At 55.4% G+C, this 20,599-nt stretch carries 23 protein-coding genes; 15 read left to right on the plus strand and 8 right to left on the minus strand.

Features of this window, described 5'->3' with window-relative positions:
• Positions 1-17: 17 nt before the first annotated feature.
• The 3 genes from EAO82_RS00625 to EAO82_RS00635 form a co-directional block, all read right to left on the minus strand.
• Positions 18-878: a branched-chain amino acid ABC transporter permease gene (locus EAO82_RS00625; protein ID WP_096344633.1), complete on the minus strand. Its 861-nt coding sequence runs from the start codon at positions 876-878 to the stop codon at positions 18-20.
• 51 nt (positions 879-929) lie between these two features.
• Complete coding sequence (locus tag EAO82_RS00630; protein WP_096344634.1) at positions 930-2,111, minus strand: ABC transporter substrate-binding protein; 1,182 nt, start codon at positions 2,109-2,111, stop codon at positions 930-932.
• An 80-nt stretch (positions 2,112-2,191) separates the two neighbouring features.
• Positions 2,192-3,457, minus strand: coding sequence for an OprD family porin (locus tag EAO82_RS00635; RefSeq protein ID WP_096344635.1), 1,266 nt, complete (start codon positions 3,455-3,457; stop codon positions 2,192-2,194).
• A gap of 808 nt (positions 3,458-4,265) precedes the next feature.
• On the opposite strand from EAO82_RS00635, the gene EAO82_RS00640 reads away from it, so the two are divergent.
• The 3 genes from EAO82_RS00640 (at position 4,266) to EAO82_RS00650 (ending at position 8,243) form a co-directional block, all read left to right on the plus strand.
• Entirely contained in the window at positions 4,266-5,933 is a 1,668-nt protein-coding gene (locus EAO82_RS00640) for a flavin-containing monooxygenase (RefSeq protein ID WP_096344636.1), read from the plus strand.
• A 131-nt stretch (positions 5,934-6,064) separates the two neighbouring features.
• Positions 6,065-7,288 carry a serine hydrolase domain-containing protein gene (locus EAO82_RS00645; RefSeq protein ID WP_218838530.1) on the plus strand — a complete coding sequence of 408 codons (1,224 nt, stop codon included), beginning with the start codon at positions 6,065-6,067 and terminating at the stop codon, positions 7,286-7,288.
• Positions 7,289-7,349: 61 nt separating this feature from the next.
• Positions 7,350-8,243, plus strand: coding sequence for a 3-hydroxyacyl-CoA dehydrogenase (locus tag EAO82_RS00650; protein WP_096344638.1), 894 nt, complete (start codon positions 7,350-7,352; stop codon positions 8,241-8,243).
• Positions 8,244-8,323: 80 nt separating this feature from the next.
• Here EAO82_RS00650 and EAO82_RS20860 read toward each other — a convergent pair whose 3' ends face one another.
• Genes EAO82_RS20860 through EAO82_RS20870 form a run of 3 tightly spaced genes read right to left on the minus strand, consistent with a single transcriptional unit; the run spans position 8,324 to position 9,133 of the window.
• On the minus strand, positions 8,324-8,758 hold the full coding sequence (locus EAO82_RS20860) for an SDR family oxidoreductase (protein ID WP_218838531.1): 435 nt from the start codon (positions 8,756-8,758) through the stop codon (positions 8,324-8,326).
• A gap of 38 nt (positions 8,759-8,796) precedes the next feature.
• Positions 8,797-8,997, minus strand: coding sequence for an SDR family NAD(P)-dependent oxidoreductase (locus EAO82_RS21060; protein WP_218838532.1), 201 nt, complete (start codon positions 8,995-8,997; stop codon positions 8,797-8,799).
• Positions 8,969-9,133: an SDR family NAD(P)-dependent oxidoreductase gene (locus EAO82_RS20870; RefSeq protein ID WP_218838533.1), complete on the minus strand. Its 165-nt coding sequence runs from the start codon at positions 9,131-9,133 to the stop codon at positions 8,969-8,971. Before EAO82_RS20870 ends, EAO82_RS21060 begins: the two co-directional genes overlap by 29 nt.
• A 171-nt stretch (positions 9,134-9,304) precedes the next feature.
• Between EAO82_RS20870 and EAO82_RS00660 the strand changes: the two genes are divergently transcribed.
• Positions 9,305-11,965 carry a LuxR C-terminal-related transcriptional regulator gene (locus EAO82_RS00660; protein WP_096344639.1) on the plus strand — a complete coding sequence of 887 codons (2,661 nt, stop codon included), beginning with the start codon at positions 9,305-9,307 and terminating at the stop codon, positions 11,963-11,965.
• Positions 11,966-12,405: 440 nt separating this feature from the next.
• Here the strand turns inward: EAO82_RS00660 and EAO82_RS00665 are convergent, their stop codons facing one another.
• Entirely contained in the window at positions 12,406-12,630 is a 225-nt protein-coding gene (locus tag EAO82_RS00665) for a helix-turn-helix domain-containing protein (protein WP_096344640.1), read from the minus strand.
• 149 nt (positions 12,631-12,779) lie between these two features.
• Between EAO82_RS00665 and EAO82_RS00670 the strand changes: the two genes are divergently transcribed.
• The 10 genes from EAO82_RS00670 (at position 12,780) to EAO82_RS21065 (ending at position 18,198) form a co-directional block, all read left to right on the plus strand.
• Positions 12,780-13,016, plus strand: a complete 237-nt coding sequence (locus EAO82_RS00670) for a hypothetical protein (RefSeq protein ID WP_096344649.1) — start codon at positions 12,780-12,782, stop codon at positions 13,014-13,016.
• Positions 13,009-14,214 carry an Arm DNA-binding domain-containing protein gene (locus EAO82_RS00675; RefSeq protein ID WP_096344641.1) on the plus strand — a complete coding sequence of 402 codons (1,206 nt, stop codon included), beginning with the start codon at positions 13,009-13,011 and terminating at the stop codon, positions 14,212-14,214. Before EAO82_RS00670 ends, EAO82_RS00675 begins: the two co-directional genes overlap by 8 nt.
• On the plus strand, positions 14,207-14,452 hold the full coding sequence (locus tag EAO82_RS00680) for a hypothetical protein (protein ID WP_096344642.1): 246 nt from the start codon (positions 14,207-14,209) through the stop codon (positions 14,450-14,452). Before EAO82_RS00675 ends, EAO82_RS00680 begins: the two co-directional genes overlap by 8 nt.
• Positions 14,452-15,381: an HD domain-containing protein gene (locus tag EAO82_RS00685; protein WP_096344643.1), complete on the plus strand. Its 930-nt coding sequence runs from the start codon at positions 14,452-14,454 to the stop codon at positions 15,379-15,381. The genes EAO82_RS00680 and EAO82_RS00685 overlap by 1 nt, the downstream gene beginning before the upstream one ends.
• A 208-nt stretch (positions 15,382-15,589) precedes the next feature.
• On the plus strand, positions 15,590-15,988 hold the full coding sequence (locus EAO82_RS00690) for a DUF6957 family protein (RefSeq protein WP_096344644.1): 399 nt from the start codon (positions 15,590-15,592) through the stop codon (positions 15,986-15,988).
• Positions 15,989-16,047: 59 nt separating this feature from the next.
• Positions 16,048-16,359: a hypothetical protein gene (locus EAO82_RS00695; protein ID WP_096344645.1), complete on the plus strand. Its 312-nt coding sequence runs from the start codon at positions 16,048-16,050 to the stop codon at positions 16,357-16,359.
• An 82-nt stretch (positions 16,360-16,441) separates the two neighbouring features.
• Positions 16,442-16,738: a hypothetical protein gene (locus tag EAO82_RS00700; RefSeq protein WP_096344646.1), complete on the plus strand. Its 297-nt coding sequence runs from the start codon at positions 16,442-16,444 to the stop codon at positions 16,736-16,738.
• 2 nt (positions 16,739-16,740) lie between these two features.
• The gene (locus EAO82_RS00705; protein WP_096344647.1) at positions 16,741-17,334 is read left to right on the plus strand and encodes a 3'-5' exonuclease; all 594 of its coding nucleotides are present in this window, start codon (positions 16,741-16,743) and stop codon (positions 17,332-17,334) included.
• On the plus strand, positions 17,324-17,839 hold the full coding sequence (locus EAO82_RS00710) for an HAD domain-containing protein (protein ID WP_096344648.1): 516 nt from the start codon (positions 17,324-17,326) through the stop codon (positions 17,837-17,839). Before EAO82_RS00705 ends, EAO82_RS00710 begins: the two co-directional genes overlap by 11 nt.
• A 29-nt stretch (positions 17,840-17,868) precedes the next feature.
• A complete protein-coding gene (locus EAO82_RS21065) occupies positions 17,869-18,198 on the plus strand; it encodes a metallophosphoesterase (RefSeq protein ID WP_218838534.1) in 330 nt (109 codons plus the stop codon).
• A gap of 365 nt (positions 18,199-18,563) precedes the next feature.
• On the opposite strand, the gene EAO82_RS00720 is transcribed toward EAO82_RS21065, so the two are convergent.
• Positions 18,564-18,917 carry an antitoxin Xre-like helix-turn-helix domain-containing protein gene (locus tag EAO82_RS00720; RefSeq protein WP_410402913.1) on the minus strand — a complete coding sequence of 118 codons (354 nt, stop codon included), beginning with the start codon at positions 18,915-18,917 and terminating at the stop codon, positions 18,564-18,566.
• A gap of 505 nt (positions 18,918-19,422) precedes the next feature.
• Between EAO82_RS00720 and EAO82_RS00730 the strand changes: the two genes are divergently transcribed.
• Positions 19,423-20,558, plus strand: a protein-coding gene (locus tag EAO82_RS00730; protein ID WP_221412494.1) for an IS3 family transposase whose coding sequence is annotated in 2 segments (ribosomal slippage) — positions 19,423-19,663 and positions 19,663-20,558 — 1,137 coding nt in all. Because the reading frame shifts where the segments join, the coding sequence is not laid out codon by codon here.
• Positions 20,559-20,599 lie beyond the last annotated feature (41 nt).

Below are 20,599 nucleotides of genomic sequence, written 5' to 3' on the forward strand. Positions count from 1 at the left end.
AGTCCTGAAATTGGTTATTAGGCGAACAGCCCGCGCGGCTTGAACAACAGCACCGCGGTCATCAGTACGTACACCGCCATGCCGGCGTATTGCGGCACCAGCACCGCGCCCCAGGTGGCAGCCATGCCCACCAGCAAGGCTCCGAAAAAGGCACCGCGAATCGAACCTAGGCCGCCGATTACCACCACCACGAACGCGATGATAAGGATCTGATTGCCCATGCCCGGATACACCGAGGACACCGGCGCTGCGATCATTCCTGCGAAGGCAGTCAGCGCCGCCCCGGCGGCGAACACCAAGGTGTAGATCAGGCGGATATCGATACCCAGGGCCTGGACCATCTCGCGATTGCTGGAGCCGGCGCGAATGATCATGCCTAGGCGGGTGCGTTGCAGGATCAGGTACATAGCCAGGGCGATCACTGCGCACACTGCGGAGATGAATAGCCGGTACACCGGGTACTCGAGGGTCTGGGTCAATTGGATCGAGCCGCTGAGCAGCGCGGGGATGGCCACGCTATGCACGTCGTTACCCCAGATGATGCTGCGCAGCGAGTCAATCACCATGATCAGGCCGAAAGTCATCAGCACCTGGTCGAGGTGATCGCGCTTGTACAGCGCCTGAATCAGGAAACGCTCGATCAGTACCCCCAGTGCGGCCGCCATGGGCACGCCGATGAGGATGGCAAGAAATAGATCGCCGACCAGCCCGGTCAACCAGTACACCAAGTAGGCGCCGACCATATAGAGCGCGCCATGAGCCAGATTGATGATGTGCATGATGCCGAAGATCAGGGTCAGGCCGCTGGCGATGAGAAACAGCAGCAGGCCGTACTGCAGACCGTTCAGGAGCTGGATGAGAATAGTGGATAGTTCCATTGAAGCCACCTGTCCGAGGGGAGATAGGCTGGGGGGAAGAAGCGCTCCCCCTCAGTTCATTTTGCATCCCGTCGCCGGATCGGCCAACGACTCTGTGGCGGTACCAACCACGACGTTGGTGCCGCCCTGCACTTCGCGCAGGTAGATGTTCTGCACCGGATTATGCGCCTTGGAAAAACCCCACTCACCGCGCGGACTGTCGACCCGAGTCTGTTCCATCGCAGCGATCCAGGCTTGGCGGTCACGGCTGTTGCCACCGACCGCTTGCAGCGACTGAGCCAGCAGCAGTCCGGTGTCGTAGCCCTGCACCGCGTAGACGTCCGCCTCCTTGTTGAACCTCTGCCGGTAGGCATCGCGAAACTCTAGATTCTTCTCGGTAGCCAGACTCTCAGCATAATGGAGGGTGGTCAGGAGACCCTCGGCCGCCTTGCCCTGGGCAGCCAGTGTGCCCTCGGTGAGGAAGCCTGAGCCGAGCAGCGGGATCTTGCCCTGCAGACCGGCCGCCGCGTAATCCTGGACGAACTTGGCGGCGCCGCCACCGGCAAAGAAAACGAAGACCGCGTCCGGCTTGAGCGCGGCAATCTGAGTGAGCTGAGCCTGAAACTCCACATCCGGGAATGGCAAGTAAATCTCCTGGAGCAACTTGCCGCCGGCCTTTTCGAAGCCCTCCTTGAAGCCATCCACCGATTCTGTGCCGAAACCGTAGCGCCAGGCTAGCGTAACGATGTTTTTGTAGCCTTTGTCCACCGCCACCTGGCCCATCGGGTAGGCGGTCTGCCAGGACGTGAAGGAGGTTCGGAAAATGTTCGGTGCGCACAGCGGGCCGGTGGCCGCGTTGAAACCGGCGTTGGGAATGATCAGCGGCACACCGGTTTCGCGAGCGACCTTAACCGCAGCCATGCCTACGCCGGAATGTACCGGGCCGACCACCACATCGACATTGGAGCCGGACACCAAGCGCTGCATGTTCTGCACCGCCTTACCTGGATTAGCTTCATCATCGACCACTACGTACTCGACTGGACGTCCGCCAAGTAGGCCGCCGGACTGCTCAACAGCCAGCTTCAAACCATTGGTAGTAGCTTCACTAGGGGCGGCAAATGTGCCGCTGTAGGACATTAAAAGGCCAATCTTGATAGGCTCCACCGCCTGAGCTTGCCCGCACAGAGCGGCGAGCAGGGCGCCGATCAGAAGGCTGTTGAAGATAACAGGGCGTTTCTTATTCTTGTACATGGTAACTCTCCAAGGTTGCAAGGCTGTTCTTATCGGTTTTCGCCTTGCTTCCCGACGGACCGGCCGCCGGGAAGCAAGACTTACAGTAAGTTCCAGGTGTAACTGAGGATCAAACGGTTCTCGTTGATGTCGGAGCGGTAGTTGGAGCGCGCGGTGACGTTGCGCACACGCAAGCCGAGATTCTTAAGCAAGCCGTGCTGAAAGTTGTAACCAACATCCAGATCACGCTCCCACTCCTTGCCCTCGAAGCCCCTGCCAGTGTCAACGTTGTTGCCATTGATGTAGCGCACGGTGGTTACCAAGCCGGGAATACCCAGAGCAGCGAAGTCGTAGTCATGGCGAACCTGCCACGAGCGCTCGTCAGCTCCGGCGAACTCATAAGTGGGGACTTCATTGCCTAGCGGCGAGACGTTGTTGAAGACGCGAGGGAAAGCGTCATCGCCGAACATAGCCTGATAGCCGACCATGAAGGTGTGCCCGCCAAACTTGGCCGAAAACTGGGAAAAAGCCGCCTGATTGTCGATATTGCCCAGCAACTGCTCACCGTCTTCTTTGGAGTCGAAGAGGCCTATGTTCGCGCCCAGTACCCAGTCGCTCACCGGCTCGCTGTGCTTGAGGCTATAAAAACGCTGGTTATAGATATCTTCCAGCTGCGCGTACCAGACGCCGACCGAGGTACGCTTACTGTTGAAGATATAATCGGCCCCGGCGTAGTTGAATCGGTCAGTCGCAACACCAGCCCCCAGCTGTGGCAAATGGCCAAGCTTGGCACGAATTTTGCTTTCGCCAGCCGCATTCAGTAAACTGCCGGAACGGAACTGACCTCCTTGCAGGGTCAATCCATCAAACTCTCGGGAAATGATGCTAGCGCCTTGGTAAGTCGGGGGCAGCAGGCGGATATCACTGAAGGTAAGCACTGGCAGGTTCGGGGTTTGCTCGCCAACCTTAAGCTCGGTCTGCGACAGGCGCACCTTCAACGCCGCTCCAAGACGGCTGTAATCATCAGCCGCCTCGCCGCTATCCAGGGGGAGCAAGCCGGTACCCGCCCGATCAGGGCTACTGTCGAGCTTAATGCCCAACTGTCCCAGCAGATCGATACCGAAACCGACTGTGCCTTGCGTGTACCCGGAATTCACTTTGATAATGAAGCCTTGGGCCCACTCTTCCGCCTTGGACTGCTGGTTGGGCCCGACGATGTCGGAGAAGTCGCGGCTGAAATAGTAGTTGCGTGCCTGCAGGGTGGCCGTGGCGTCCTCGAAAAAACCGCCGTCGGCGGCCAGGCCACTGAGCGGTAGACAGGTACCAGCGCACAGTAAAAGACGGGTTGCATTCTTAAGTTGGTTCATCGTCATGTCCCTTTATTATTGTTTTAGCAGTACAGACAATGCATGCCCTCCCCCCCCGGAAAATAGCCATTTTTAGCACTCCTGCATCCGATTTCTGCAAAAAGGGAAGCTCTGCGGTGATTTTTTGCGATCTTGGTTTTTACCAGCAAAGAATCGAAGATTCAGACGCTCTTTTTCTATTATTTTTGTGTTTTTTCCGTTCCCCCCATTTTGTGGCGGAAAACAAGCGCATTAGCCTTACGCCAACAGGTATTTTTCACCGATCTGCAGGTGGCTGGACGCGGCCAGGAAATGCAGCCGGTTGTTGTTCTTGGCCAGGACTAGATAGGACTTTGCTATAGCCGAAAACCTGCTTGATGTACCGGAAGGGATGCTCGAGCTTGGCACGAACACTGGCTTTGATTTTTTCTGCTTTCAGTTTGTCGGTATCCAGATTCTTCCCAGTGCCAGGGCGTTTTGCAATGAACTAGCGTAGAGAGCAGTGTATGGAGTCACGCAAGAGATCATCATCGTCGAAAAGTGCTGGCGCTCAAACCCGAAGAGATACCGGTCCGCGCTACTTCAGGACTAGCCAAGCACGGAGGGATATCAGCTTCTATAGGTTGATAGCCTGCCATTGGGCTGCGCCCACAAACACCCGGTAGTGCTCCGGCAGCTACCAGGAGCGAAAATAAACCTTGCGCCATTCCGGATAGCGAACCGCTCTCCTTTCCCCCAAACGGGTGGTTAAAGCCGGACGCAGCTTCATTCACCTTGGTTATAGAGATCGGCTGCGGCGGATCCTATCAACCAATTGCAGGGGAACGAGATGAAACAACAAAAAACTTTCGACGAGACCCGGCGAGTCTGCGTGATCGGCGCCGGGCCTAGCGGCATCGCCGCCGCCAAGAACTGCGTGCAGTCCGGACTGGATGTGGTGGTCTTCGAGAAGAACGACAAAGTCGGCGGCAATTGGGTATTCAATTCTAAGACAGGACATTCCAGCGTCTACGAGAATACCCATATCATCAGTTCCAAGGCCTGGTCTGAATACGAAGACTTCCCCATGCCGGACGACTACCCGGAGTATCCCAATCATCGTCAGCTCCAGGCCTACTTCGAGTCCTATGCGAAACACTTTGGAGCCTACGACCAGATTCGTTTCAACCATACGGTTCAGCGTGTTAGTCGCACTCCTGCTGGTCTCTGGCAGGTTTGCTATCTTGATAATCAAAACGTCGAACACACAGAAATATTCGACGTAATGATGGTCTCCAATGGGCACCATTGGGACCCCAAAAACCCCAGCTATCCAGGTGAGTTTTCCGGAAAGTTCATGCACTCGCATGACTTCAAGGGCGTGACCGAGGAATGGCGCGGTAAAAATGTGCTGGTGATTGGTGCAGGCAACTCCGCTTGCGACGTCGCTGTAGAATCCGCCCGCATTGCGAGCAAGGTCTGCCTGTCGATGCGCAGCCCTCAATGGTTCCTGCCGAAGTTTCTGTTCGGGGGCGTACCGACTGATGCTTATATGGCCCGGGATCCCTGGGTGCCGACAGCGGTCGGCCAGTACATGGTCTCGAACCTGCTTCGAATGTTGCAGGGATCTTATAAAAAGATGGGACTGCCCGAGCCCAAGCGCCCAGTCATGAGCCACCACCCTACCCTGAATTCGGACCTGCTCGACTTCATCCGCCACGGTCGGGTAAAGCCGCGCCCAGGCATCAAGGCACTGCATGGCGAGGAGGTGGAATTCACCGACGGATCGCGGGAGGCATTCGATCTTATCTGTGCCTGCACGGGTTACTGGACCACCTTCCCCTTCTTTGATACCGACTTCATCAACTTCAAACACCTGGAGAAGGTACCGCTGTATCACAAGATGATGCATGCCGATTACCAGAACCTGTATTTCATCGGGCTGTTCCAGCCCACAGGCTGTATCTGGCCCATGGCGGACAGGCAGGCGAAACTGGCTTGTGCCGAAATCCTCGGGCTGTATCAGCGCCCGAGCGACATGAAAGCAGCTATACAGCATCAGCTCGACAATCCCCACGTTGAGTTCGAGGGCGGCCAGCGACATGCGGTCCAGGTTGAGTACCATCAGTTCCGCCAGGATCTGAGAAACGAGCTGCGCACCGCCGGCATCGATATCGGCGAAGCGCCGAAGAAGGACATCTACCCAGTGCAGGAAGGCGAGCCGGATCTCAAAACCGCAAATGCGCGGGCCATGCATGGCATCGAGATCAAGATCGTGGACACGAACGGCCAGACTCTGCCTAACGATGGCGTTACCGAAGGCGAGTTGCTGGTCTGCGGGCCAACCTGTGGGGATGGGTCGCTCGACAACCCAGTCCCGGTCGAACAGAACGAATGGCTCCCGTCTGGCTATGTCGCCCGCATCGACGCTAAAGGCACGTTGATGCTGGGTGATCGGATCGAAAGCGCCCAGCCAGCTCAGACAGCAAGCGCCGACCTGGCCGAGGCCACTCCGTAAGGTCAGATCTGGAGTTAATAATCGACCGCTCGCTGAGCGGATCAGGCAAAAACCAGGTGCTGGGCCGCTTGTAAGGCACTCTCGCTGGCGGCTCAATTCTCGGTCAGATGCAAACTGAAGGAGGCAACACTGTGAGTACGAATATCGTAGAACAGCCGGCAGAGCATGGCGTGAGCCCCAACTCGGATGCCGGCTTCACTATTGATGAAACTCTCGCTCAGGCTGTGCAGAGTGGAAATATCCCTGGCGTCGTGGCGATGGCCGCAACTAGGGACAACGTTGTTTATGAGGGCGCCTACGGTCAGTCCGGCGAGGAGCAAAGCGTCCAAGTCAGTGCCGACTCGATGTTCTGGATTGCTTCGATGAGCAAACCTATCACCTCTATCGCCGCCATGCAGCTCCTGGAACAGAACAAGCTGCAGCTAGATAGGCCCATAGGAGAGCTGCTACCTGAGCTGGCCAATCCGCAGGTACTGGAGGGTTTCGCCACTGACGGTCGTCCGCTGATGCGACCTGCCAAGGGGCCGATCACCCTGCGGCAATTGCTCACCCATACCTCGGGATTCGGCTATGCCTTTGGCGAAGCCCAACTGTTGAAATATGTTCAAAAAGAAGCAATTCCGGACGTAACCACGTGTACCCCGAATGCCTTTCGCTTGCCACTCATGTTCGATCCTGGCGAGCGTTGGCACTATGGAATTAGCCTGGACTGGGTCGGGAAGGTCATAGAAGCGGCCAGCGGACAGCGCCTCGAGGAATATTTTCAGCAACACATCTTCGGCCCCTTGGGCATGGTGGACACCACCTTCGCACCGACCTCGGAACGACGTGAGCGTCTGATGCCCATGCACGCCCGTCTGCCAGACGGCTCCTTGCAGCCGATCCCGTTTGAGTTACCTGAAGACCCAGAGTTTTACCTGGCCGGCGGCGGTCTGTTCGGTACCGCACGGGACTATCTGAAGCTGCTGCAAATGATACTCAATGAAGGCACTTTCAACGGTTTGCAGATCCTCCGCCCCGAGACTGTTCGGCTGATGGCACAGAACCACATTGGTGACTTGCAAGCCGGAAAGATGACCTCAGCGATGCCCGAGTTAACCCAGGATGTGGAGTTCTTCCCGGGCATGGAGAAGAGGTGGGGGCTGGGTTATCTGATCAACACCGAGGCCACGCCTGAAGGCCGTAGCGCAGGGAGCCTCGGTTGGGCCGGCCTGGCCAATACGTACTTCTGGGTGGACCCGGCCAGGCAAGTAACCGGAGTGATCATGACCCAGATTCTGCCCTTTGCTGATCCGGCGATGATGGAAGTATTCAACCAGTTCGAAGCTGGCGTATATCGCCAACTGGACGCATGACAGCGAGTTCGCTGCCGGCCGGCCCAAGGTCGATTGGAAACTACTCTTGAAAGGACTACATATGAATATCAAGCGTGTAACTGTAGCTGGAAGTGGCGTACTCGGTAGTCAAATCGCCTTCCAGACAGCGTTCCAAGGGTTCAGCGTTTCGGTCTACGACATCAATGACGAAGCCGTGCACAAGGCTCGAGACCGATTCAACGCTTTGAAGGCAAGATACCTGGAAGATGAATACGGAACAGAAAAAGAGCTGGACGCTGCGTCCAATCGCATCTCGTCGTACACCGACCTGGCAGCCTCGGTAGAACAAGCTGACCTGGTAATCGAAGCGATCCCCGAGGTGCTCGAAGTCAAGCAAGGCTTCTATGAACACTTATCACGAGTCGCACGCAAGGAAGCCATCTTCGCCTCCAACTCTTCCACCTTCATCCCCAGCCAGCTCATAGACCATACGGACCGCCCTGAGAAGTACCTGCACCTGCATTTTGCCAATGATATCTCGAAACTCAACGTGGCCGAGGTCATGAAGCATCCCGGCACCTCTTCTGAGGTATTCGACGAGGTGATCGAGTTCGCCAAGGCGATCGCCATGGTTCCCATCCCTATTCACAAAGAGCAACCCGGTTATGTTTTGAACACGTTGCTGGTACCGTTTTTGAGGGCCGCCCTGGAGTTGGTTGTTGATGGGGTTGCGGAACCGGAAACGGTAGACAAGACCTGGATGATTTCCAGCCGTGCTCCACTGGGTCCGTTCGGATTTCTGGACATGATAGGCCCTAATACACCCTACAACCTCAACAAGGCCTATGCAGAAGCGGGAGATGAAGGCGCTGCGAGGATCGCTGAGTGGCTAAAGCGTGAGTTCCTAGACAAGGGGAGAATGGGAAAACAGAACGGAAAAGGTATCTATACCTATCCGAACCCTGCCTTCGAGAGCCCTGGCTTTTTGAAGTGAACGGCAAGAAAGAACGCTCCGACTTTGACTCGAAGCGTTCCTTTCCTTTTGCCCCCATCGTGTCGCTAACTATGCCGCAATCAGGTAGCTGTTACACCACCATCGAGCACCAGTTCGGCTCCGGTCATCCATGCTGAAGCCGGGCTGGCGAGGTGAAGCGCGGCTGCGGCTACATCACGAGGCTGGCCATATCCCATCGGGTGCAGGGATTGGACAAACGCATCGGCGCTCTCCTCGTCCGGAGCAAGGCCGACCCGCACCAGGTTGTTCACCACATTGGTGCCCATGTAGGTCTTGATGATCGCGGGGTGCACCGAGTTGATCCGTACGCCATAGCCCAATTGGGCCACCTCGATAGCAGCCGCCTTGGTCATCAGGCGTACCGCACCTTTTGGAGCGCAATGGGCCGTCAGGCTCGGCGAGCCGACCAGGCCGGCTATCGAAGACAACTTGATGATTGATCCGCCGCGCCCGCCTGCCCCGCCCGGACGCATAGCGCGCAGGACGTGCTTCATGCCCTAAAGACACCATCCACGTTAGTTGCCATAGTTCGCTAAGAATCCTCCAGCTCGCACTCAGTCACCAACGCCGAGGTCTCGATTCCGGCATTGTTAACTAGAATGTCAAGGCCGCCAAAGCGCTTGATCGTCGCCTCGACCGCAGCTACCCACTCCACTTCCTGCGTTACGTCATGACGCATGAATTCAGCGCGAGCATTAGCCAGGTCAGTCGCCTTGACTCTCCCCCAGCTCAACGCGCACATCCGTCAGCATTACGCTGCACCCCGCCTGCAGCAAGGCTTCGACAATTTCGGTGCCCAGGCCCCGCGCTGCGCCGCTAACCAGGGCGACTTTGCCGTCCAAACGATTCTGGTCTAGATAGCTGGTCATGGTCGTTCTCCGTTTCAGTTCGAGTCGGGCGCATGGCCGAATCGGACATGCGTTTTCTTGCTGGTGGAATGGAAACGCGCGACGTGATATTGCTGTCACAGCCATACCGACAAAAACAATACTGATCGGAAAATCTATTGTTGCCCCCCCTGATGGGGTGCGCGAGATGAGATGAGTAACGACGCCAGAACAAAAACAATGATATCGCCCTTGCTGAGAACGAAACTGGTCCCCCCCCGTCAAGGTCGAGGGACACTGCCGCGCCCTCGGCTCGAACAACTCATCGAGCGGGTTGCAGAAACCACTCTGACCGTTATCAAAGCACCTCCTGGCTTTGGCAAGAGCACGCTCGCCAGCGCGTGGGCCGAAGCCGCAGTCGTTCGTGGTGCACGCGTCGCCTGGCTTTCCTTAGACGAAGCCGATAACACCTCGGAGCGGCTTCTCCGGTACGTGGCTGCCGCCGTTGAACGAGGTTTTGAAGGTGATGACGAAGCAGAGTTGCCCAAAGACCTATCGCTGATTCCGGCCGGCCACTTGAGCACGCTCTTGCTGAACGCCTTGGCGCGGCGGCGAGAGCAGTGCTTCTTATTCATCGACGATTACCACTGCGTTCCCGAACCGGTGCTCACCGAAGCCTTAGAGCAGTTGATCCGCTTTGCACCGGACAATCTGCATCTGGTGCTTTGCGGTCGTACCAATCTACCTGCCTGCCTCTTCGCTCATATTTATTGCCATGCCTGTCTGGAGGTGAACACCGATCAACTCCGATTCGATGTCGAGGAGACTCGGGATCTGCTGCTGCGCACCGGGGTGCCGATTCTCGACGCTAGCGACGTACTTGACCTGCACGCTGCCACCGAGGGATGGATCACCGCTTTGCGCGCCAGCTTGATCAACCACCCCCAACGTCGTGCCGACAACCCACGACTGACAAAGAGCATCAGCGGTGTGTTCGACGAGCTGATCAATCGACTGACGCCAGAGCTCTCAGCGCAATTACCGCACCTGGCTGCAGTCAAGAAGTTCAACGCGCCGCTGGTCGAACGCCTGATCGACGGAGCAGAGGGGCGAACTTTCATTGCGGAGCTCGAGCGGCTTCAGCTGTTCATTACCGGGCTTGACGAGACCGGTGAGTGGTTCAGCCTCCACCCGCTCTTTTGCGAGCACCTTCAGCGCCGCCTTTCCCCGCAGGACATCATCGCAGCGCTGCGCAGAGCTGCTTGGTGGTTTGCCGATCAATCCGCCTGGACTGACGCGGTGCGTTGCGCCCTAGCGGCCGGCGATAATGACAGCGCGCAGGAATGGATCGCTTATTGCGCCATGGGCATGGTGGAGCGCGGCGACTTCGCTATTTTGCTTGATTGGCAACGCCAACTACGCGACCGCCTATTGCGGCCATCAGTAGCCTTAAGGCTTGCCCTGGCGTGGGCTGCCGGTCTGGCCATGAGCTGCACTGAAGCGCGCGAACAGCTGGAAAGCGTCCGATCCGAGTCAACGCAGATCGAGAATAGCGAGCTGTACTGGGAATGTCAGGCGCTTGAGGGGATGATCCTGTCGATGGAAGATCATTCCGAAGCAGGCGGCCGCCTCGCCCAGGCCAGCCTGCAGCATCTCGAACGAAGTCCGTGGATCTACAACACGCTTCTAAATGTGGTGTGTTTCAGCCATCTACACGCCAATAACTGGGAAGCGTTTTATAGCGTCCCGCCAGTGCTCTACCCTCCTTCGGATAGCCACCGTTGCCTGTTCAATAAGGTGTACAGACTATGCGTGGTGGGCTTGGGTGAGCACGTGCAGGGGCGTCTTTCGCAGGCCGCGGCGACCTACAAGGAAGGCCTGCGCCTGGCTAATGACGAGGCCTGGGGGCACCCGGTATTGCGTGCTTTGCCGTCAAGTTTTCTGGCGACGGTTCGCTATCAGCAGGGCGACCTTGTGGAGGCTGGGCGGCTGAACCTGAAAAGCACCGAACTCATCAAGCTAGGCGGATCCCTAGATTGCGTCGTCAGCACGATCATCACCGCCAGCCGCCTCAGCAGCCACAACGCAGCCGAGCAACGAGCTCGCCATTACCTGGATGAGGGCGAACGTCTCGCGCACTCCCGAGACTGGCCGCGACTGAGTGCGGAATTACTTCTTGAGCGCACGCGCATCAGCCTACTTGAAAACAAGCAGCACGAAGCCTTGGCCTGCGCCCGGAAACTCGAAGCACTAAACGCGGCCGCCAGCCCCGGCCAATGGGAGGGATATTCATACCAGACCACGCTCGCAATACTCTGGTGCGAAGCAGCTGGCCTGCCCTTGCAGGCCAGCACTGGCGCTGCCGAGGCGCTGATCGAAGGCGCCGAGCGCAGCAACCGCCGCCTGATGCAACTTCAACTCAATGCAGGACTGGCTTTGCTGCACTGGCGACGCAACGCGCCAGATGGCGCAATCGACTACCTGTTGGAGGCGTGCCGACTCGCCGAGGCCTGTGAAGCGCCACAACTTCTCGCAGACTTTCCCGTACGCGAGGCACTAGAAGAGCTGGCCGCCCACGGATTGGAGCGCAAAGCCCTGAGCGACTCCCAGCAAGCCCAGCTCAAACGCTACGCACTCCCCTCCAGGGAATCGCGTACCAATGCTATCTTGCAACATGCCGCCATCGGCCTCACCGGCAAAGAGCGCAACATTCTTGCGCTGGTTGCCCAAGGCAAGTCAAACAAGGAAATGGCCAGACTGCTTGGCATTACTCCGGAGACCGTCAAGAGCTACATGAAAAATATTTTCGCCAAGCTGGGCGTGAACAATCGGGCTCAGGCCGCGGCGGCTGCGATGGCCAACGGACTGATTTAGCCGGCCCGCTCGAAACAGCCGCATCAACGCCGAGTTAGCATCACGCGCGACGTCTCTGACTGAGTCTGCGGAGCGGCGCGCACCCCTTGGGTGCCGTAATCCCCCGAAAGCATCGGTGCCTTCAGCGATCAACGAGTGTTGTCCATGGACTTCATGCACGACCACTTCAGGAACGGTCGAAGCTATCGCCTGTTCAATACGCTGGGTGGCTAACCGTCAAAGACGTGGAATGGAGATGAATTTGTCAATGTCTTCCGAGCGTGTGATCAGTGCCTTAAACCAGATCATCGAATGGCCGGTAAGCCGACTTTAATCCCCTGGGACAATGGCCCCTAGTACATCAGTTCGAGGAAGAGTTGATGCCCAGGATTGAAAGCTCGTAACCGTTTTATAACCGTCCGAGGAAACGGGGTAGAACCCAGCTGTCGCTCGGGGGGTGTCTATGAATCCAAGGGTGATTCAGTTCTTGACTGAAGCTCAAGCAAGTCCCCCACCTCACAGCCCAGGTATCTGCAAAGCTCTTCAATAACATCCAGCTCTATACGGGTGGCTGTTTCATGGTACAGGCGCGTAATGGTTCCACGGTTAATACCTGTATCCCGAGCGACGTCGATTACTTTGAGCTTTTTCTCGCCCATCAATCTCGACAAATGGCACTTGATCATTTTCCCACCAAAAGACTATTTGACCCCCAGGAGAACAAAAAGACTTGCAGAAGGTCTTTTTGCATGCATAATGATCTTCAGGAGATCATATCGCTCTTCAAGAGGACCTGATGACCTCCAGCAACAAACATTACCAGAGGATCATTGCCATGTCACAGATATACCTAACTACCGACGAACTAGCCGCACGTATCAAATACGACGCCCGTACCATTCGCGATCGCCTCAAGGACTCCGTGCTGTTTGAAGGCACCCATTACATCCGGCCCTTTGGGGGCCGAAAAATCTTGTACCTGTGGGACGCCATTGAGCGGGATATGGCAGTAAGTTCCGGCGCTTCCAGTTTCAGCATCCCAATGGCAAATGGAGGTGTGATGCATGGCTAGCATTCGAGCGAGAGATACGACCGGGAAGCTGTTCTTCGACTTCCGCTTCCAGAACACCCGTTGCAGAGAGCAGACCGCCCTGGACGACAATCCTGTCAACAGACGCAAGCTGGAGGGAATTCTAAAAAGGATCGAGGCGGAAATCACCTTGGGCACCTTCGAGTACAGCCGGTACTTTCCAGGTAGCAGCAACGCTAAGAAATTTGACGAGGCCGCCAACCAGAGGGCGAGGGCCCAAGTCAAAGCCACCCCGCTATTTTCTGATTTTGCCGAGGTCTGGTTGTCGGAAATGAGTGCTCAATGGCGCAACTCACACATAAGCACGATTGAGTCGACTTTGCGCGCACATCTGAAACCGATGTTCGGAGAAAAAGAGGTCGGCTCCATCACCAAAGCAGAGATTTTGTCATTTCGGTCCCAGCTCGCCAAAGTCAGAAACGGAAAAGACAAGCCTCTCTCAGCCGAGCGAATCAACCACATCATGACGCCTTTGCGCATGATCCTTAATGAAGCAGCCGACCGCTTCGAGTTTACCTCACCTTATCTGGGCATCAAATCCATAAAGGTACCCAGGACGGATGTTGAGCCCTTCACCTTCGATGAGGTGAAGCAAATTCTCGACACCGTCAGGGCCGACTTCAAGAACTACTACATCGTGCGGTTTCTGACCGGCATGCGCACTGGTGAAATTGATGGCCTGCAGTGGCAATACGTTGACTTTGAACGACGGCAGATCCTGGTACGCCAGGCGCTGGTCAAAGATGAATTGGTTTACACCAAAAATGATGGCTCGTTCCGCACCATCGATATGTCGGGGCCGGTCTATGAGGCATTACAGTCCCAACACCAAGCCACCGGCGAGTTCGAATATGTGTTCAGTACACGAAACGGCAAGCCAATGGCGCATCGCAATATCACCCAGAGGGTTTGGTATCCGCTATTACGTCATCTAGGCCTCAGAAAACGCAGGCCCTATCAGACCCGACATACTGCGGCGACACTCTGGCTTGCTTCAGGCGAGGCGCCCGAATGGATCGCACGGCAAATGGGGCATACCACGACAGAAATGCTGTTCCGTGTGTATTCCCGTTATGTACCCAATCTGACTCGCCGTGACGGCTCAGCGATGGAGCGTCTGTTAATGAATGAGCTTAACCACACCAGCCAGACTGAAGCACAGGAGAAGGACCATGCTTAACGTCTCTAACCGCACTTGCCGCCGCCTTGCCAGCGCTATTCAGGTCGCTTTGCGCATCCCTGACGGTGATTCGCTGGTCTTTCTGATTGGTCGCGGACATGAGGCATCCAACCTCGATGCCCTGGAAACCTGGGTTAAAGAGACACTTCCGCAGCTGGAGGAAGAGTGCGGCAAAGCAGTTTTACCTTACCTGCTGGACCACCTGGAAAGCACGATGGAACGCTGGGGGGCTGCCTGATGAATCAATATAACCCGCCCATTATTCATGGGCAGGATCATGAGGTGTTCTGCCTGGCCGGTTGCTTGGTACCGCAGCAGGCTTACCAGGTGTCACCTCTGAAATCAGCCATCTTTCTTGTTTTAGAAAATCTGTTCGGCTGCCATGAGGTACTGCTGGGCGTGGAAGATCACCCTGCGACTTGGCCCTCCAAAGGTTTGGTTGCCGTCAGCATGCAGGCGACCAGACACGGTAGTTATCTGCTCGGCGAGGATAGTCAGGTAATGACACCGCAGAACTTTGAATCGCTATGTCACCTGCCAGTCAGCCGGGTCAGCTCGATGGATACTGTGATGGGCGTTGAGCAATGGCTGGAGCTCTGCCCGTTTCCGCCCTTGAAGAGGTTTGTCTATCAGGTATTGGGAGTGCCCGCAGTTGGCTGCTCTTTTTTCAATCTTCCCGCCAGTGCCCGCCATCACCACTGTTATCCCGGTGGGCTGGCCGAACACAGCCTGGAAGTCGCGCAATCGGTTTATGCCGCAAGCGGCTGTTTTCCCGAGCATGAACGTTGGCTAGCAGCGGTTGCCGGGCTGCTGCATGACCTCGGCAAGGTCCGCAGCTTTCATCCTGACGGAAGCCGAACCGAGACGGGTTATCTGGTAAGCCATGAACTACTGGGGCTGGAACTGGCATTACCAGCGCTAGCTCAGCTCGACACGCATTGGCCTGACGGAGCCAATGCACTGCGCTACCTGTTTGACTGGATACTTCGCCCCAAACAGCAAAGGCCTTTGATGCCGATTGCGCTAACCATTAGACAAGCTGACGTAATGAGCGCTGCCGCCAGCAATCGTCAAAGGGCGTTCAGCAAGCTACCCGCGTGGCAAACCTTCGCCAAGGATCAAGGCCCCGGGCCCACCAGCAGCTACTGGCTGCCGAGCCCGCCGTAGGTCATGTGGTATTCAGGGTTTGTAGTGTAAGCCCTGAATACCAGAGGCGCGGCCCGACTGAGCATCTGCCCTTAACTGGCCTGTTCAAAAGCGGCTCGGTCGCTTGACAAGCATCAAAGCCATGCCAGTATAAATACTGGCTATACATACAGCTATTGGCTCTTGCGTACCACCACTGATAGCCAAGGCATACATGACGGAATCTAATATGACTGATCTTAAAGAAATGACAGACCTGCTATACGGTGAGGGCGAACCCATGCAGGGCGGCACCCTTACGTTGGAAGAAGCCAAAGAACAGGGGCAAGCCTTTGCCAAGTACATGCCCTATTGCATCGTACGCGACTGGATTTGGGCTGACCTGGATATCGACGATAAAATCATCAAGGATCTGGAGACGCGGAATATCAAACCTGTGATGGTGTATGCACATCACGTCATGTACGACAGCAGTCGGCGTTTCGAGTCGGGCAATTGGGTTAGGACCTCGCCCCTGATTAAATTTACACCGCCCTGCTTTTTTCAAACTAGTAACACCGTCTACATTCTGGTGGGTGATGGGAAGCGTAAGACCACCTCCTTCGAAGCGATCATGAGTATTTTCTGAGCATCAGCCGGCGGCGATTTTTTCGTCACCGGCTGCTACCGCAAGAGGGAGTCTGCGAGATGAACATTCGTGATGGTTTGCCGGCGTCACGGCTAGCCGAATTTGAAAGCACTGTAAGCCGCGTCCCAGCCATGCTAAATATCCTGGAACTTCGATCCTCCGGCGCTCGACCTGCATATCGGCAGGCAACTGAAACCCTGGCTCTAACACTGTTGACCTTTGGCACCCCTGATGAAGCAAGACACTATTTGCACAAGCGAACGTCGAGATTGGCAGGAACTACCCCGTTGGCCTGCATCAAAGATAGCGACGCGTCCTGTGAAATGGTCATAGAAGACCTGTTCAGGATCATTGAGGGATACGTGTTCTGAGCAGCGCTCAAGGAATTCAGCCGCTCAGCAACTACCAATCATGACCAGTCATCTCTCCTAACAATGACTACAGCGGATAACCATGAAGATCATTGAAGAAAAACTGTCTCCAGTCATCACCGATGTGATGTGTGATGTCTGCAGCTGCTCAACAATACCCCCTGGCGGCTCAGCGGAGTTTGGGGTGTTATCTGCCGACTGGGGCTATGGATCCCAGCATGATGGTGAACGATATGAGGTTCATCTGTGCGAGCCGTGCTTTTTCGCCACCTTATCTCATTTGCGCCGTCAGAAAATGGTTGATGACACTGCTAACGAAACAGGTGAGTCAAGCGCGCCTTTTGGCTTGGTAGAACGCGATAACTACTTCAAGGGTTAGCCATGCCAGACGAACACTCGCCCATTCTTGTGGTTGATCTTGAAGCAACCTGCTGGCAGTCAGCAACGCCAGAGGGTGAGCCGCAGAGCATCCACACCATGGAAATTATTGAGATTGGCTGCGCGCTGACCAATCGACAGGGCGCGGTGCTGGATAAGCGCGCCTTCATTGTCCGGCCTGAACGCCAGCCTGTACTCAGTGCGTTCTGCACCGAGCTGACTCATATTACTCAAGGCATGGTTGATAACGCCTTGACGCTGCCGAGTGTTATTGCGCAAATGAACGTCTGGCTTGAGGACACCGGAACAGACTTAATCTGGTGTAGTTGGGGCAACTACGACTTGAATCACCTTACAGCTCAGTGCGCCCTCGATAACGCTGATTCGAAGCTACTGCACCTTCCGCACCTCAATTTAAAAAAGCTCTGGCGACGCACAACCAAGCAGCGCAAAAAAACCAGCCTTGCCAGCGCCCTTGCTTACCACGGACTGACATTTGACGGTCAGCCACACCGGGGCATAGATGATGCGAGGAACATCGCACGGTTGCTGCCGTTTCTAAATTGGTCGCTGGCGGACGATCTGGATGAAAACTGAGATACTCATTTTTCTCGACTATGACGGGGTCCTACACCCGGATGCCGTATACCGCCGTTTGAATGGGCACATTGAGCTAAGAGCTCCGGGCGAGCTGTTCATGTGGGCGCCGGTACTTATTGAAGCTCTGGCCCCGTATCCCGACTTGAGCATTGTCCTGTCCACCAGCTGGGTACGAGAATTGGGGTTTCGTCGAGCATTAGCCTTTTTGCCTGCTCACCTCGCGGAAAGGGTTATTGGTGCCACCTGGCATTCAGCGATGAGCACAACCCCCGATGGCATCATTGAGTGGGATCAGCAATCTCGTTACGACCAGATTTCTGCGCACCTCAGTCGGCGAGCCATTGCTATGCCCTGGCTGGCTATCGATGATGACGCTGCCGGATGGCCCTCTGGCCAACATCAAAACCTCGTGCAGACAGATCCGATGCTTGGCCTTTCATCAATTGAAACCCAGCTACGGCTGCAGGAGCAGTTGAAGGCTCTTAATGTGAGAAACCCATGAAGCTAGTATGCATATCCGACACCCATAGCATGCACAGCAGCATCCGGGACATTCCAGATGGCGATGTCCTTATTCACGCAGGAGACAGTCTTGGCCAAGGCACACTGGACAATGTTCATGAGCTAGATGATTGGCTGGGCACTCTGCCTCACAAACACAAGATCGTCATTGCCGGCAACCATGACTGGGCCTTTCAAGACAGCCCAGAGCTGGCAAGCGACGTACTTAGCAACGCGATTTACCTGGAAGATAGCGGTGTTGTGATTGAGGGTGTTAGATTTTGGGGTTCGCCCTGGACACCCATCTTTTGGAATTGGGCCTTAATGCTGGACCGGGGGCAACCGCTTTATGGTGCCTAGGCACTCATCCCTGACGACACTGATGTTCTTATTACCCATGGGCCACCACAGGGTATTGGTGATGAAGTCGAGATGGGGCTTGGGTTTAGAAATGTAGGATGTCTTGACCTTCTGGAGCGGATTGACCGTCTTTTCTTAAAAGCTCATATATTTGGACATATTCATGAAGGTTACGGCGTTTACCAGCGGGGACCGCTAAGCCTGGTCAATGCGAGTACCTGTAATGAGCGATACGAGCCAAATAATCCACCGATAGTGTTGGAGCTCGAAATTGGTGAAAAGCCATCGCCTGTCTGAGTGCCTGATTATCGCCTATAGCGTGCTGCCAGCACGTGCTGGATAAACGACAGCTGGCCTCTCAGGATTTACCAAAGGCCGTTGCGCAGTCGATTAATTCGACGATAGGTTTCAACAAGCGTCAGCATACTGCCATGTGAGATAACGTCCAACGGTGCTCGCCCATTAAAAAACTCGTTGCCATTCGGGCGCCCCATAAAGCCATAGACGTTTGCTGGATTTTTAAAAAGAGTGCGCATGGTTGCGTGTATGTTCAGCACAATGCTGATGCGCTCAAGCTGGTCACAGTCCAGCCTCGATGCGGTTGCTTCGCCCTTTGTTCGGAGCAGGGTAGCCCGGGAAATGCGTAATACCTGCTGGATCTGGTTACGGTTGGCTTTCCAATGCTCAAGAATAGTAACGGCCGCGCGCAAGCCAATCATGTGCTTCGCATTCTCGCTAGGGAGACTATGTTCTTGAGCGATAACCATCATGATGTTCTGCATGCTGAGTTGATTCTATTCAGACCATAGTGCTCGGAGTCTGCGACGTCAATCGGCAATGGTGCTATTTAAAAATGATGCAACAGTGTGCGTTCTAAGAGCGTACGGTACGGGAATTCGATAACTCGCTGAACAAACCATTGGCCTGAATTGAGAAATGGCAGGCTTTAGCCGGTTGTAGCCTGCACTGAGGGCCAGATATCGGTCACAAGTGGCCGTCATTAATGATAGTTGCCAGCCCCAAAAGCTAACATTGTGAATGAGAATGAGCATCGCGGGGCATGGTCAGCGCGCTGTCGGAGAAAATTTTTCACGTTCATGGTTAGTGGTCAAGGCTACCACCGAATGAATAGCCCCAAGTTTCGGAGACCCCTCCAGGGTTTTCGTGGAATGCCCCGGGTTACCTGGACACTTCTAGCCTATTATTTGAGCATAGGAGGAAGTGATGAGTAACCAGCGATATTCACCCGAATTCAAAGACGAAGCGGTCCGGCAGATCGTCGAGAGGGGTTACCCAGTAGCCGAGGTCTCGGAGCGACTGGGTGTCTCTGCCCACAGCCTTCACAAATGGGTCAAGGCCATCAAGCCAAGTAAATCCGACGAACAGACCTCAGAGCTCAACGACGCAAAGAAGGAAATTCTTAAGCTGCGAGCCCAGCTTCGACGAACTGAGGAGGAGCGAGATATCTTAAAAAAGGCCGCTCGGTACTTCGCAAGCCAACCCGAGTGAAGTACCGATTTGTTGCTGACCACAGTAGCGAGTTTCCGGTGCGCACCATGTGCAACCTGCTTGATATCTCGCGAAGCGGCTACTACGCATGGCGTTTCCGGCCGTTGTCCGACAGAGCTGTCGAAGATGCTCGGCTGCTGCCTTTGATACATGCTTCTTACGGTGCCAGCTTTGGCGTCTATGGCTATCGGCGGATATCAATGGACCTGAAAGAGGCTGGTGAGACGTGCGGTAAGCACAGAGTCCATCGCATCATGAAGACCAATAATATCAAAGCGATACACGGTTATAAAAAGCCAAGAGTTGTGAACGGCCGACCATCGATCCTGGCACCCAATACGCTTAACCGGGAATTTAAGGTGACCACACCAGACACCGCTTGGGTAACCGATATTACTTACATTAGGACCTGGCAAGGGTGGCTATACCTGGCAGTCGTACTGGATCTGTTCTCACGCAGAGTAGTGGGCTGGTCCATGAAACCGACGCTAGCACGCGAGATTGTTCTAGACGCGCTCATGATGGCTGTCTGGCGTCGCAAACCCACTAGCCGAGTGCTGGTTCACTCAGATCAGGGGTCTCAATATGGTAGCGACGACTGGAGACGATTCTGTCATCACCACAACCTTGAACCCAGTATGAGTCGGCGCGGCAATTGTTGGGACAATGCTGTCGCGGAGTCATTTTTTAGTAGTTTGAAAAAAGAGCGCATTAGGAAGCGCATCTACAAAACCAGAGACTTAGCTCGCGCAGATATCTTTGATTACATCGAAGTGTTTTATAATCGAAATCGGCGCCACAACCATCTGGGCGGCTTAAGCCCAGAGGCTTTCGAGGCCGCTTCAGCATGAGGCTTCAACGTGTCCAAAAACCCGGGGCATTCCATCGCATG

Source organism: Halopseudomonas pelagia (genome assembly GCF_009497895.1).
Classification (GTDB): domain Bacteria; phylum Pseudomonadota; class Gammaproteobacteria; order Pseudomonadales; family Pseudomonadaceae; genus Halopseudomonas; species Halopseudomonas pelagia_A.

Bases quoted from the DNA above. Each gene is read 5' to 3' on its own strand.
- EAO82_RS00625 (WP_096344633.1), bottom strand. From the start codon at position 878: ATGGAACTATCCACTATTCTCATCCAGCTCCTGAACGGTCTGCAGTAC.
- EAO82_RS00630 (WP_096344634.1), bottom strand. From the start codon at position 2,111: ATGTACAAGAATAAGAAACGCCCTGTTATCTTCAACAGCCTTCTGATC.
- EAO82_RS00635 (WP_096344635.1), bottom strand. From the start codon at position 3,457: ATGAACCAACTTAAGAATGCAACCCGTCTTTTACTGTGCGCTGGTACC.
- EAO82_RS00640 (WP_096344636.1), top strand. From the start codon at position 4,266: ATGAAACAACAAAAAACTTTCGACGAGACCCGGCGAGTCTGCGTGATC.
- EAO82_RS00650 (WP_096344638.1), top strand. From the start codon at position 7,350: ATGAATATCAAGCGTGTAACTGTAGCTGGAAGTGGCGTACTCGGTAGT.
- EAO82_RS20860 (WP_218838531.1), bottom strand. From the start codon at position 8,758: ATGAAGCACGTCCTGCGCGCTATGCGTCCGGGCGGGGCAGGCGGGCGC.
- EAO82_RS20870 (WP_218838533.1), bottom strand. From the start codon at position 9,133: ATGACCAGCTATCTAGACCAGAATCGTTTGGACGGCAAAGTCGCCCTG.
- EAO82_RS00660 (WP_096344639.1), top strand. From the start codon at position 9,305: ATGAGTAACGACGCCAGAACAAAAACAATGATATCGCCCTTGCTGAGA.
- EAO82_RS00665 (WP_096344640.1), bottom strand. From the start codon at position 12,630: ATGATCAAGTGCCATTTGTCGAGATTGATGGGCGAGAAAAAGCTCAAA.
- EAO82_RS00670 (WP_096344649.1), top strand. From the start codon at position 12,780: ATGTCACAGATATACCTAACTACCGACGAACTAGCCGCACGTATCAAA.
- EAO82_RS00675 (WP_096344641.1), top strand. From the start codon at position 13,009: ATGGCTAGCATTCGAGCGAGAGATACGACCGGGAAGCTGTTCTTCGAC.
- EAO82_RS00680 (WP_096344642.1), top strand. From the start codon at position 14,207: ATGCTTAACGTCTCTAACCGCACTTGCCGCCGCCTTGCCAGCGCTATT.
- EAO82_RS00685 (WP_096344643.1), top strand. From the start codon at position 14,452: ATGAATCAATATAACCCGCCCATTATTCATGGGCAGGATCATGAGGTG.
- EAO82_RS00690 (WP_096344644.1), top strand. From the start codon at position 15,590: ATGACTGATCTTAAAGAAATGACAGACCTGCTATACGGTGAGGGCGAA.
- EAO82_RS00695 (WP_096344645.1), top strand. From the start codon at position 16,048: ATGAACATTCGTGATGGTTTGCCGGCGTCACGGCTAGCCGAATTTGAA.
- EAO82_RS00700 (WP_096344646.1), top strand. From the start codon at position 16,442: ATGAAGATCATTGAAGAAAAACTGTCTCCAGTCATCACCGATGTGATG.
- EAO82_RS00705 (WP_096344647.1), top strand. From the start codon at position 16,741: ATGCCAGACGAACACTCGCCCATTCTTGTGGTTGATCTTGAAGCAACC.
- EAO82_RS00710 (WP_096344648.1), top strand. From the start codon at position 17,324: ATGAAAACTGAGATACTCATTTTTCTCGACTATGACGGGGTCCTACAC.
- EAO82_RS21065 (WP_218838534.1), top strand. From the start codon at position 17,869: ATGCACAGCAGCATCCGGGACATTCCAGATGGCGATGTCCTTATTCAC.
- EAO82_RS00720 (WP_410402913.1), bottom strand. From the start codon at position 18,917: ATGATTGGCTTGCGCGCGGCCGTTACTATTCTTGAGCATTGGAAAGCC.